At 35.2% G+C, this 12190-nt stretch carries 13 protein-coding genes and 1 pseudogene; 11 read left to right on the forward strand and 3 right to left on the reverse strand.

From position 1 onward, the window contains the following. The first annotated feature begins 132 nt into the window (after positions 1-132). The 6 genes from COL05_RS32465 (at position 133) to aceA (ending at position 7100) form a co-directional block, all read left to right on the forward strand. Positions 133-924, forward strand: coding sequence for a methyl-accepting chemotaxis protein (locus COL05_RS32465; RefSeq protein ID WP_483861169.1), 792 nt, complete (start codon positions 133-135; stop codon positions 922-924). A 210-nt stretch (positions 925-1134) separates the two neighbouring features. Further along, positions 1135-2037 carry a DMT family transporter gene (locus COL05_RS19605; protein ID WP_098669818.1) on the forward strand — a complete coding sequence of 301 codons (903 nt, stop codon included), beginning with the start codon at positions 1135-1137 and terminating at the stop codon, positions 2035-2037. Between the two features lie 325 nt (positions 2038-2362). Continuing rightward, a complete protein-coding gene (locus COL05_RS19610; protein ID WP_098669819.1) occupies positions 2363-3022 on the forward strand; it encodes an S-layer homology domain-containing protein in 660 nt (219 codons plus the stop codon). A 339-nt stretch (positions 3023-3361) separates the two neighbouring features. Then, positions 3362-4021, forward strand: a complete 660-nt coding sequence (locus COL05_RS19615) for an S-layer homology domain-containing protein (RefSeq protein ID WP_098669820.1) — start codon at positions 3362-3364, stop codon at positions 4019-4021. A gap of 189 nt (positions 4022-4210) precedes the next feature. Beyond that, a complete protein-coding gene (gene aceB / locus COL05_RS19620) occupies positions 4211-5800 on the forward strand; it encodes a malate synthase A (RefSeq protein ID WP_098669821.1) in 1590 nt (529 codons plus the stop codon). Between the two features lie 22 nt (positions 5801-5822). Then, entirely contained in the window at positions 5823-7100 is a 1278-nt protein-coding gene (gene aceA, locus COL05_RS19625) for an isocitrate lyase (protein WP_098669822.1), read from the forward strand. Between the two features lie 178 nt (positions 7101-7278). On the opposite strand, the gene COL05_RS19630 is transcribed toward aceA, so the two are convergent. Next, entirely contained in the window at positions 7279-8070 is a 792-nt protein-coding gene (locus COL05_RS19630) for a phosphotransferase (RefSeq protein WP_098669823.1), read from the reverse strand. 375 nt (positions 8071-8445) lie between these two features. Between COL05_RS19630 and cspA the strand changes: the two genes are divergently transcribed. Beyond that, positions 8446-8649, forward strand: a complete 204-nt coding sequence (gene cspA, locus COL05_RS19635; protein WP_000301523.1) for an RNA chaperone/antiterminator CspA — start codon at positions 8446-8448, stop codon at positions 8647-8649. Between the two features lie 116 nt (positions 8650-8765). Further along, positions 8766-8933: pseudogene (locus tag COL05_RS19640) on the forward strand (IS5/IS1182 family transposase); the annotation flags it as partial. Between the two features lie 128 nt (positions 8934-9061). Here the strand turns inward: COL05_RS19640 and COL05_RS19645 are convergent. Both COL05_RS19645 and COL05_RS19650 read right to left on the reverse strand, forming a co-directional pair. Next, positions 9062-9274 (reverse strand): hypothetical protein, encoded by a 213-nt coding sequence (locus tag COL05_RS19645; RefSeq protein WP_142337577.1) that lies wholly within the window; start codon positions 9272-9274, stop codon positions 9062-9064. 308 nt (positions 9275-9582) lie between these two features. After that, positions 9583-9768 (reverse strand): hypothetical protein, encoded by a 186-nt coding sequence (locus COL05_RS19650; RefSeq protein WP_098669825.1) that lies wholly within the window; start codon positions 9766-9768, stop codon positions 9583-9585. Between the two features lie 284 nt (positions 9769-10052). Between COL05_RS19650 and COL05_RS19655 the strand changes: the two genes are divergently transcribed. The 3 genes from COL05_RS19655 to lepB all read left to right on the forward strand — a co-directional run bounded on the left by COL05_RS19655 (position 10053) and on the right by lepB (position 12144). Continuing rightward, positions 10053-10634, forward strand: coding sequence for a competence protein ComK (locus tag COL05_RS19655; RefSeq protein WP_098669826.1), 582 nt, complete (start codon positions 10053-10055; stop codon positions 10632-10634). A 296-nt stretch (positions 10635-10930) separates the two neighbouring features. Continuing rightward, positions 10931-11524, forward strand: coding sequence for a TVP38/TMEM64 family protein (locus tag COL05_RS19665; RefSeq protein ID WP_098669828.1), 594 nt, complete (start codon positions 10931-10933; stop codon positions 11522-11524). Positions 11525-11580: 56 nt separating this feature from the next. After that, a complete protein-coding gene (lepB, locus tag COL05_RS19670) occupies positions 11581-12144 on the forward strand; it encodes a signal peptidase I (protein ID WP_098669829.1) in 564 nt (187 codons plus the stop codon). Positions 12145-12190: the final 46 nt, after the last annotated feature.

Raw genomic sequence — 12190 nt, forward strand, 5'->3', positions numbered from 1 at the left:
GAAGTAGAGAATAATATTCAGCTTTTATTCCAACATGCAGACGGAGTAGTATCTGCATCGGAAGTATCTAGTAGTGCAGCGAAGAAAATCACTATAGATATTGAAGAAGTTGCAAATGGCGCAGAGAGTCAAATGCAAGCAATGGAGCAAACTGCGGGTGCGATGGAAGAGTTGACACAAGGAATGCAGAGTATAGTGAATACATCATCCTCTGTAAATGAATTGTCTGCTCAATCAGCATTAGATGCAGAGAGTGGTAACAAATTAATGAAACAAATGATTCAACAGATGGATACAATCCAAAATTCAGTACATAACGGTGTGAAACAAGTAGAGACTATGAAAGAACAATCAGAAGAAATTGTTAAAATTATTGATGTTATGCAAGGTATTACCGCTCAAATTAACTTATTAGCATTAAACGCCGCAATTGAGGCTGCACGTGCTGGGGAAAGTGGTAGAGGATTTGCAATTGTGGCAGATGAAGTAAGAAAATTAGCAGAACAATCTAGTGATTCTGCAAAACAAATTGAGAAGCTTATTACTCAAGTTATGGGAACAACGAACCACACCGTGGACATGATGGGGAAAGTAGATAATGAGGTACAGGCAGGTACACAAGTAGTAATGTACACAGAAAAAGTATTTGGAACAATTACAGAAAAAGTAAAACAAGTATCTGAGCAAATTCAAACGGTATCTATGTCTACAGATGAAATTGCAGCGAGCAGTGAGGAGATTTCGGCTTCTACAGAAGACATAGCTCAAATTTCCCAAAGATCATCTGACCGAACTGATAGGGTAAAAGAGTCTATTCACCAACAAGAAAAATCTGTTCAAGAGATTTCGGTTTCAATTGAACATATGCATAACGCAGCAGGAGAATTAAAACAAATAGTTGCCCAATTTACTCTTCAAAAGTAGTAGTATATTTAAGTTTTAATATAGAGAAATTCCTCTCAATAATAAAAAAATCATCCTATATAAAAAAGGATGATTTTTTTATGGGAATTTTGTGCGGCTGTCATCTTTTATATTCTAATTTTTTACAATTTTCCGATTGTAATATATAATAATACGTAATGTTTTGGAGATTTCTCATTTGTAAAGATAGGTTATAGGAGGAGAGAAAGGGTGTTTAATAAAAAATCAATGCCGGCTATAAAAATGATCCTTTCGATGTCTATTTTCGGATCAATTGGATTTTTTTCTGTTCAAACAGGTTTACCGTCTTTCGAATTAGTATTCGTTCGTTGCATTTGTGCGACTCTATTTTTAGCATTATGTTGGCTCGTAACAGGACAGTATAAAAGTGAGAAATGGAACAAAAAGGAAGTTATGCAAATATTAGCATGCGGTATATTTCTCGTTTTTAACTGGGTATTTCTATTTAAAGCGTTTGAAGTTATGTCGATTACAATTGCGATTTCAGTTTACCATCTGGCACCCATTATCGTATTAATGATTGGTAGTATCGTATTTAAAGAGAGACTTACAATGTTTGCAGTTATGTCCATTGTCATTTGTTTTATTGGAACCGTTTTAGTAGCTGGAGTAGATGGAAGTCTATCGCTCGAAAAATTGATGTCGTCTGGAATGGTATGGGCACTTCTTGCAGCACTATTTTATGCTTTTACCACTTTACTAGGAAAAGGAATTCAGCATACGAGCGCATATGCGATGACATTTTTACAAACGCTTTTAGGTATATTTTTATTGCTACCATTCGTAGACTTTGGCAAGTTTCAAGGGTTAACAGAGATGAACTGGATGATGATTACAGCGACAGGTCTTATACATACCGGATTTGTATATTACTTATTTTTTGACAGTTTAAGAGATTTATCGACGAGATTAATTTCTGTATTAGTGTTTCTAGATCCTGCGGTTGCGATACTATTAGATACAGTCTTTACCGGGTTTAGGCCGACTAGTATGCAAGTAGTAGGAATTGTTCTTATATTTGTAGGAATGGCATTTACTTTTCGGAAAACGAAGGAGGAAAAAATAGTAGTAGAAGAAAAATTCTATTCTTAATTGTAAATAATGTCGATATAATTGCATTTTTTGTCTATAAAATGAACTCTTAAAATGTGAAGGATTTCTTTTAAAAAAAGTAGAATATTTATATTATAGAAACACCTTTACATGAATACAGGAAAGAAAATTGATTTGCGTACAATTCGGTATAAAAGTTGAAATCGAGAGCGAATTGGCTCTCCTTTAGTAGTGATTCTCACAATAATAGATTTTTTAAATGTAATATATTGCATAATGGGTGCGAAGGTAACATATGTAATATTGGAAAGGATTTTAGTCTATTATTTTCCATTTTTTTAATGGAAGTAAAGGGGAGAGGGCAATGAAGAAGAACATGTTACGTATAATGGCAACGGTAACTATTATGGGCGGCTTGTTTATAAGTATGAATGTTCCAAACGTAAAAGCAGAAGAATATCCAGAAATGATTGTGTTTGATGATGTTCCAGTAAACCACTGGGCATATGACGATATAATGGACGTAGTATACAATAAAGTAATGTTAGGCTATGGAAATGGTAAGTTTGGTGTAGGAGATAATGTAACACGAGAACAAGTAGCTGCAGTACTCTATCGTACATTGAATTTGAAAAAAGAAGGACCTTTAAAAAATCCATACAAAGATATTTCTGAGAGGGCAACAATGTTTTTAGATGAAATTTTAGTATTAACAAAGCATGGTATTTTTGAAGGTGATGAAAAAGGAAATTTTAGACCAGCCGCACCAGTAACACGTGCAGAAATGGCGCAAATTCTTACGAAGGCATTTACATTTGAAGTGAAGAAGAACCATACATTTAAAGATGTACCAAATAATCATTGGGCAAAAAATGCAATTAGTGCACTGCAGTCTAATCATGTCATAGTAGGAACAGGAAATGGGAAATTTGAACCGAATAAAGTTGTAACACGAGAGCAATATGCAACGTTTTTAAATAAAGCTGTTTTTTATTTTCCAGTAAAAGATGAGGATTATGAATAAAAGTTAAAATATAAGGACATTTAAATTATACTAATATAATATATGTCGAGAAAAAAGCGCGGGAATTCCACGCTTTTTTCTTATTTTAAATTATTTATAATTATATAGATTTTCTATTCGTAATTTATTTTTTGGAATTTAGTGGATAAGAATAGATTGAATAAAGTAACTTTTTACTGTTTAAATATACGATTTAGTAACTTTATTATTAATAGAGTGTAAATGAAAGTATATGAAATATAGTTCATAAATTAGACACAAATTATATGGGAATCGTATTGTTACGCTTCCATTAATTCTTTATATTAGAAAAAAATATGTTTTTAGGGAGAGAATACTTTGAAGAAAAAAGTTTTAAAAGTAGCAACAGCTTTAACAATTATGGGTGGAGTAGCATTTAGTGCTGAAGGGACTACAGCAAAAGCTGAATTAGCTGCAAAGCCACAACAAGCAAGTCAAGCATTCTTTAAAGATGTACCAGCAGGACATTGGTCTTATGAAGCAATTCAAACTTTAGCAGAACAAGAAATTATGCTTGGTTATGGAAATGGTGTGTTCGGTTTTGGACATAACGTAACTCGTGAACAAGTAGCTGCTTTAATTTATCGCACAATGGATTTCAGTGAAACATTCGAGGAAGGCGATATTCTTGAAAATCCATATAAAGATATTAATGAAAGATCAACAATGTTCTTAGAAGAAATTTTAGTATTAACAGAATTAGGTATCTTTAATGGTGATGGAACTGGGAACTTTAGACCGAAAGATACATTAACACGCGCAGAAATGGCTCAAGTACTTACAGAAGCATATGAATTAGAAGTAAAAGAAACAAAAGGATTTAAAGATGTACCAAAAGGACATTGGGCAGAAAATGCGATTAATGCAGTAGGTTCAAATGGTATTTCAGTAGGAGATGGCAATGGTAACTTCGCTCCAAACATGAAAGTAACACGTGAACAATATGCGCAGTTCTTATTTAAAACAATTTTTGAATAAATAATAGAAAAAGAAGCCGGTGTTATACAACACCGGCTTCTTTTTTATGTGTAATGCCGGTGAAAGAATACAGTTCCGTAAAAAATCAATTAAATTTTCAAAAAAAACTTCCTTTTCTGAAGATTTGTTATATAATATAAAACATAAAATCAAATCTGTTATAAAACAGTTTAAAAAGGGGATGCTAATATGTCGACGCAAACTTCACGGGTTACATTGCCCGGAGAAATGTTGCCAGCGTACAACGAAATATTGACACCTGAGGCGCTTAGTTTTTTGAAGGAACTACATGGAAATTTCAATGAGCGCCGCATAGAACTTTTACAAAAGCGTGCGGAGAAACAAAAGAGAATTGATGCAGGGGAGTTTCCGAAGTTTTTAGAAGAAACGAAGCACATACGTGAAGCGGATTGGACAATTGCAAAATTGCCAAAAGATTTAGAGGATCGCCGCGTAGAGATTACTGGACCAGTAGATAGAAAGATGGTTATTAATGCTTTAAATTCAGGAGCACATCTTTTTATGGCAGACTTTGAAGATTCGAATTCACCAACTTGGGAGAATGCGATTGAAGGTCAAATAAACTTACGAGATGCAGTACAGGGAAGGATTTCATATAAAAATGAAAACGGAAAAGAATATCATTTAAATCGTAAAACAGCTGTACTCATTGTGCGTCCAAGAGGATGGCATTTAGAAGAAAAACATATGCAAGTTGAAGGAAAGAATATGTCTGGTAGTTTAGTAGATTTCGGACTTTATTTTTTCCATAATGCGAAAGCTCTTTTAGCAAAAGGAAGTGGTCCATACTTTTACTTACCGAAAATGGAAAGTCATTTAGAGGCAAGGTTATGGAATGATGTTTTCGTATTTGCTCAAAAGTATGTCGGTATTCCAAATGGAACGATCAAAGCAACGGTGTTATTGGAAACGATTCATGCTTCATTTGAAATGGATGAAATTTTGTATGAGCTTAAAGACCATTCTGCTGGGTTAAATTGCGGAAGGTGGGATTATATTTTCAGTTTTTTAAAGAGTTTCCGTAATCATAATGAATTTTTACTTCCAGATAGAGCGCAAGTCACGATGACGGCGCCGTTTATGCGCGCGTATTCTTTGAAAGTCATTCAAACGTGTCACCGTCGTAATGCACCAGCTATTGGAGGAATGGCGGCACAAATTCCAATTAAAAACAATCCAGAAGCGAATGAAGCAGCTTTTGAAAAAGTGCGTGCAGATAAAGAGCGCGAAGCTTTAGATGGTCATGATGGGACTTGGGTTGCCCACCCGGGACTTGTACCAGTCGCGATGGAAGTATTTAATCACATTATGAAAACACCAAATCAAATTTTTAGAAAACGTGAAGAAATACATGTTACAGAAAAGGATTTATTAGAAGTACCAGTGGGAACGATTACAGAAGAGGGACTTCGCCTAAATATTAGCGTAGGTATTCAATATATTGCATCTTGGTTAAGCGGACGGGGAGCGGCACCAATTTATAACTTAATGGAAGATGCGGCAACAGCGGAAATTTCTAGGGCACAAGTATGGCAATGGATTCACCATGAAGGTGGAAAATTAAATGATGGCCGTAATATTACACTTGAATTAATGGAAGAGCTAAAAGAAGAAGAGTTAGCAAAAATAGAAAGAGAGATTGGTAAGGAAGCCTTTAAGAAAGGGAGATTCCAAGAGGCGACAACGTTATTTACAAATCTCGTTCGGAATGATGAATTCGTACCATTTTTAACATTACCGGGTTATGAAATTTTATAAAAATGAAAAGGGGATGGAACAAATGAAAAATGAAAGAATCGAGAAATTACAAGAGAGCTGGGAATTAGATACGCGTTGGAAAGGAATCACACGTCCATATTCGGCAGAAGATGTAATTCGCCTGCGCGGATCAATTGATATTGAGCATACATTAGCGCGCCGCGGTGCTGAAAAGCTTTGGGCGTCGCTTCATACGGAAGATTATATTAACGCACTTGGCGCATTAACAGGAAACCAAGCGATGCAGCAAGTAAAAGCTGGGTTAAAAGCAATTTATTTAAGTGGATGGCAAGTAGCGGCGGATGCGAACCTTTCTGGACATATGTATCCAGACCAAAGTTTATATCCAGCGAACAGCGTACCTGCTGTAGTAAAACGAATTAATCAAACACTGCAACGTGCGGATCAAATTCAGCATATGGAAGGAAGCGGTGATACAGATTATTTCGTACCGATTGTAGCAGATGCAGAAGCTGGATTTGGCGGACAATTAAACGTATTTGAACTAATGAAAGGTATGATTGAAGCAGGTGCATCAGGTGTGCACTTCGAAGATCAATTATCTTCAGAGAAAAAATGCGGGCATTTAGGCGGAAAAGTATTACTACCGACGCAAACAGCGGTACGTAATTTAATTTCAGCACGCCTTGCTGCTGACGTAATGGGAGTGCCGACAATTATCGTTGCAAGAACAGATGCGGATGCAGCTAATTTAATTACGAGTGATATTGATCCGGTTGATAAAGCGTTTATTACAGGAGAAAGAACACCAGAAGGATTTTATCGTACGAAGGCGGGCCTTGATCAAGCAATTGCACGTGGTTTAGCATACGCTCCATACGCAGACCTTGTTTGGTGCGAGACGTCTGAACCAAATTTAGAAGATGCAAAACGATTTGCGGACGCAATTCATAAAGAGCATCCAGGGAAATTGCTTGCATACAACTGTTCACCTTCATTCAACTGGAAACAAAAATTAGATGAAAAAACAATCGCGAGTTTCCAAAAAGAAATCGCATCTTACGGCTATAAATTCCAGTTCGTAACACTTGCTGGATTCCACTCATTAAACTACGGTATGTTTGAATTAGCACGTGGCTATAAAGAGCGCGGTATGGCAGCATACTCTGAACTGCAACAAGCAGAATTCGCAGCAGAAAAGCACGGCTATTCTGCAACTCGTCACCAACGCGAAGTAGGAACAGGTTACTTTGATGAAGTAGCACAAGTCATTACAGGCGGTACTTCATCAACAACAGCGTTAAAAGGATCTACAGAAGAAGCACAATTTACGAAATAAAGTGAAACTTTANNTAAATTCTTTGCTTTCGCTGAATTTTGAGGTGGGGGTCTTACTGCCCATTAAAGCGGGATAAAAGGAAGGGGCCCCTTTTTGAAGGGTGCCCCTTATTATTTTTCGAACGATTCGAGGAGTAAATGAAAATATATCGACTTACCGACAAAAAAAGACAATATGATTAAATCCATTCAGTTCCATGATCACGAATAAATTGCATATCTTTTTCATAATGCTTTAAATGTCCATCATCAATCATTCTTTGGAAATTTACGTCGCCTTCGTTTGCTTTTCTTTTCATATACGTACATAACGCTTCTAGGCGTATTAGTACCATACCTATGTAATCTTCGTCCATACCTTTCCCGTAGGAATGGACAAATAATTTCACTCTTTCTTTTATGCGATTGGCATGTTGCGCAGGTTCATAATGAACTGCCTCGCCCGATTCTGTATAATACACTCTACTTAAAGGTATACAAGTATAAAGCGTATAAGCGATATCCCAAATTCTTGGGCCAGGAGCAGCAACATCGAAATCAATAATGCCAACTGGTTTCTCGTCATGAAAAATAATGTTATATATGGCAAAATCGTTATGGCATACAACCTCCATGTTATTTGGAGTAAGATCCATCGGTTTCCAATCAGCTACTAACGGAAAATCACTTACCGCATCATGGTACAGGCGAAGCATCCTTGCGATTTCTTTTAAAACATCGTTAGACCGCATATATTCTTTTAACGGATAATTTCCAGCTTCTCCTTCAATAAAGGATAAAATCTCTCTATCTTTTTCATCTACCCCTAAAAACTTTGGAGCTTGATGAAATCCTTTCTTTTCTAAGTGCTGTAATAATTGATGAATTCGTGCGCTGCCAGGCTTTAATTCTCGCCGAACAGTATTTGCAGAACGGTGTACATTTGAGACGTTTCCCCCTGTAAGCTTTTCTTCGTTTGTATAGTTTGACATATAATTCCCTCCAATATCGCGACCGCTTGAGTATATTGTACCACCTCAGAACAAGGGATGTAATCGCATTCAAATAATGTATGTGTTCATTTTATAGTAAATGCTGCACGTGTTAAAATCGAATATTTACGAATGTACAATCAATTTAATTTGTCAGTTATTTTCAAAAAAGATTGTACATTTTATTTTAATGTGCTATGATAATGTCAGTTGAATAGTTAAATTAAGCAATCCATATGTTATCAAGTGCCGAAAACGAACGAGAAAAAGTATGTGAGAACTAGTTTATGTTTCGTATTTGATAATGTGTGGATTCTTTTTTTAGATAGGAAAACTAAAAAAATAAAATGTGTATTTTCTTAGGAGGAAATAATTATGGCAGTAACAGGACAAGTAAAATGGTTTAACAACGAAAAAGGATTCGGTTTCATCGAAGTTCCAGGCGGAAACGACGTATTCGTACACTTCTCTGCAATCGAAACTGACGGTTTCAAATCTCTAGAAGAAGGTCAAAAAGTTAGCTTCGAAATCGAAGACGGTAACCGTGGACCTCAAGCTAAAAACGTAATCAAACTATAATTTTATAGTTGATGATAGAAAAAAGGATGGCTGCTGCCATCCTTTTTTTATGTTGTGGAGCAAGTCTTTCCATCTCTTTTTTTATGTCAAAATTGATGGAAAAGAAGAGATTTCTTATGATGGAGGTATTCGAAAATCATCGGGGTGAACGCGTATCAGTTTCTATAGAAGAATTAGTTCTGCAGGATCATTTTCTACGTACGATTGAAGTAACAATTCGTTTTCATTTCATTGAAGAAAAATTACGTCCTTATAACTGTGAAAATAATGGTCGTCCTTTTATCATGCGCATTAACGGGCAGTTGGCTTCTCCTCTCAAAATTCGGCGGGAGACCAACTGTCTGTTAACGCCCAATTGTTGAGGACCGATTAAAGTTTCACTTTATTTGTTCTTAATTTTTTTCTTTACAATTCATTGTTTATTTGTTGTTCTGTCTACATCCGAAATGGGTAAATCTACGCCATATAGGCTTTGAGTAATATCTTTTTTATTAGTATTGTTGTTAGAATTTTGTTCGTTTTGAGATGACGTTTCTAACATTTGTTCTTGCTCTTTACTAGGGGTATTCAGAGCATCTGATGGGACGCTATTAATCTGTTGTCTTAATAGACTTTTTTTCTCCATATTATACAGCTCCTTTTTGGAATTAGATAAAAAACTAATGTAATCATAAATAATCACTTACATATTTTGTGTTTTGAAATGGAATTCTATACAAAATCTATATTGCAGATTTAACGAATTAAAAAGTTGCTAGTGATGTATAAAGTTGAAGTTCTTAATAAAAATGGGTAACACGTACAAGTACTTTTTAACATAGTGGATCATTTTTAATCATGTTTTTTGTATGTAGTAATATTAAAAAGGGGATATAAGGGCACTCGGAAGAAAATAGGAAGAAGAGTAAAAGGCTTTCCAAAATGGAAGGCCTTTTACTCTTCTTTTTCAACTCTTTTTTTCGCGCATTTCTTACATTCAGAGCATTTTGATTTTCGAAAAGGCTTTGCGAAGAATAGTAGAATGAAAAAAAGTCCGAATATAATGCTAGCTGAGTTTTTCACGATCACAATGCTACTATTTTTCATTTGAATCGTTGGTTGCATTTCTTTTTCTTCCATAGTGGACCTCCATATATTGGATTTTCCTTTTCATTATAGCAAAGTTAATTGTTGTAATGATGCGAAATGAGGAAGTAGTTGTAAATATTTATAGGTAGTATAAAGACATTTTGTATAGCTCATTTCTTTTTAAATTGCTATATTTTTATTTGATAATTTGAAAGATATTTGACAAATGATAAAGTATTGTAAAAAAGCGTAATCTGTAAGCCATTTCCTTTTCATAGATGCTAAAATTATATATGCAGCTGCTAATATAAATGGAAAAAAGGAGACAGTAGAATATGGAAAGTAAAGTAGAACGCTATGTCGAAAACTATGTGGTAAATAAAAATACAATGGCCTTACTTCCTGTTATTCTAAGTGAGAAGAAAATTGTTACACGAGTTGTTGAAATGGGAGATTCCTTTTTCGTATTTCAAAAGCCCCTAGATATTATAGAAAGAAGTTGTCGTAAGCATGGTTCTAGTTTCTTAGGCAGAAAAGAAGGAACGAAAGAGTTAACTCATATTACACATAAAGCACCGATTGCGATTAGTCCGACAGATCAACTTTATTTTTTCCCCACTTATTCATACTCTAGAAAAGAGTGTGCTTGGTTGTCTCATTTTTATATTGAAAGTAATAAAGAGTCAAAAGATGGAAATGTTATTGTTAGATTTATAAATGGCTTTGCTGTGAAATTAGAAATATCAAAAAGTAGTTTTGAAAATCAACTAAATCGTACGGCAAAATTGCGTACTGAATATGAAGATCGTAGGAAAAAGCAAGGGAGCCCTTGTTTTAAAGAGATTGATAAAATTGAACAATCTAAATTAAAACCAGCATACGAGAAAGTATATTTTGTGAAAGAAGGCGAAGTTTAAGAAGATGGGGCACCCCCCCATCTTTTTTGTTTTTCAGTTTTTTTCGGTAAGTCGATATATTCGAGAAATCGCCGATATAATTTCACTGACTGAGGAATGTGCAAGGGTCACTTCTAAAAATGCGAAACCTCCTGTCGAATATTGATAGATTATCATAGCATAATAATGAAGGAATTCTAATGGGAGATATGGAAACTTAATAATTACATCTCCATATGTCGTATCTACCATTTCCTCTTTCATATAGGCAATGATACAGTAGAGGTAGTACTTAGAGTAAAGGGGTAAAGTGTAGAATGGATTTTCAGACAATCAAAGAGTACTTTTCACCAGAAAATATGGATCATATTGTTGAAAGTTATAAAGCATTCGGACCACTTCTTGGTATTGGTTTACCGATGATAGAAGCGTTGATTCCAGCATTGCCACTCATCGTATTTGTACTGGCGAATGCTGTTGCATTTGGATTTTGGCTCGGTTTTCTTTATTCTTGGCTTGGATCAGTAATGGGTGCTTTACTTGTCTTTTTCATTATCCGCCATTTTGGCCGCAGTCGTTTCTTTTCTTTTGTAAATAAGCATGAGAGAGTACGGAAGGCAATGGGATGGATTGAAAGGAAAGGATTCGCGCCGATTTTCGTCATCTTTTGTTTTCCGTTTACACCGTCTGCGCTTATAAATGTTGTCGCTGGTTTATCTCGCATTAGTGTAAAACAGTTTGGCCTTGCGCTCGCGTTCGGAAAGCTTGTGATGATTTTTATTTTAACGTATATCGGTCATGATTTAATGTCATTTATTCATAATCCGTTGAAATCAGTCATTGTAGCAATTGGTATTTTTATTTTATGGTATGTCGGTAAGAAAATCGAAGTAAAATTAGAACTGCATTAAGAATAGTCTTCTTTGTAAAGGAAAGCTTCATTATTAAAGGATAAGGGGAGAAGCGGATGAAGAAAACTTTGAAAAAAGAAGGCATAGAGTGGATACGAACAATTTTAATTGGTATATTATTAGCTGTATTTTTTCGAACGTTTTTCTTTTCAACGTACGTTGTAGAGGGTAAGTCAATGATGCCGACATTGCAAGATGGCAATATGCTCGTTGTAAATAAGGTGAGTTATCAAGTGGGGGACTTGAATAGGTTTGATGTTGTTGTGTTTCATGCGAATAAAAAAGAGGACTACGTAAAACGAATTATTGGTTTACCTGGAGATCAAATTGAATATAAGCATGATAAACTATATATAAACGGACAATTCGTGGATGAACCTTATTTAGAGAGATATAAGAAAGAGATAAATGGACGACAACTAACAGGTGACTTTACGTTAGAAGAGTTAACGAAGGAAAAAACGGTGCCACCTGGATATATTTTTGTAGTAGGTGATAACCGCCTCGGGAGCTGGGATAGTAGACATTTTGGATTTGTAAAAGCTGATACAGTTGTCGGTAAAGTTGATTTACGATATTGGCCAATTCAAGAGGTGCAAACGAATTTTTCAAAAGGTTGATATAATAGGTAGAAGTATAGAAAAAGGCAAACTACTCCGTTTGTCT

It is taken from the genome of Bacillus sp. AFS059628, from assembly GCF_002571225.1.
In the GTDB taxonomy this organism is placed as follows: domain Bacteria; phylum Bacillota; class Bacilli; order Bacillales; family Bacillaceae_G; genus Bacillus_A.

Coding starts and splice junctions, on each gene's coding strand:
- COL05_RS32465 (WP_483861169.1), top strand. CDS start 133: ATGCAAGCAATGGAGCAAACTGCGGGTGCGATGGAAGAGTTGACACAA.
- COL05_RS19610 (WP_098669819.1), top strand. CDS start 2,363: ATGAAGAAGAACATGTTACGTATAATGGCAACGGTAACTATTATGGGC.
- aceB (WP_098669821.1), top strand. CDS start 4,211: ATGTCGACGCAAACTTCACGGGTTACATTGCCCGGAGAAATGTTGCCA.
- aceA (WP_098669822.1), top strand. CDS start 5,823: ATGAAAAATGAAAGAATCGAGAAATTACAAGAGAGCTGGGAATTAGAT.
- COL05_RS19630 (WP_098669823.1), bottom strand. CDS start 8,070: ATGTCAAACTATACAAACGAAGAAAAGCTTACAGGGGGAAACGTCTCA.
- cspA (WP_000301523.1), top strand. CDS start 8,446: ATGGCAGTAACAGGACAAGTAAAATGGTTTAACAACGAAAAAGGATTC.
- COL05_RS19645 (WP_142337577.1), bottom strand. CDS start 9,274: ATGGAGAAAAAAAGTCTATTAAGACAACAGATTAATAGCGTCCCATCA.
- COL05_RS19650 (WP_098669825.1), bottom strand. CDS start 9,768: ATGGAAGAAAAAGAAATGCAACCAACGATTCAAATGAAAAATAGTAGC.
- COL05_RS19655 (WP_098669826.1), top strand. CDS start 10,053: ATGGAAAGTAAAGTAGAACGCTATGTCGAAAACTATGTGGTAAATAAA.
- COL05_RS19665 (WP_098669828.1), top strand. CDS start 10,931: ATGGATTTTCAGACAATCAAAGAGTACTTTTCACCAGAAAATATGGAT.
- lepB (WP_098669829.1), top strand. CDS start 11,581: ATGAAGAAAACTTTGAAAAAAGAAGGCATAGAGTGGATACGAACAATT.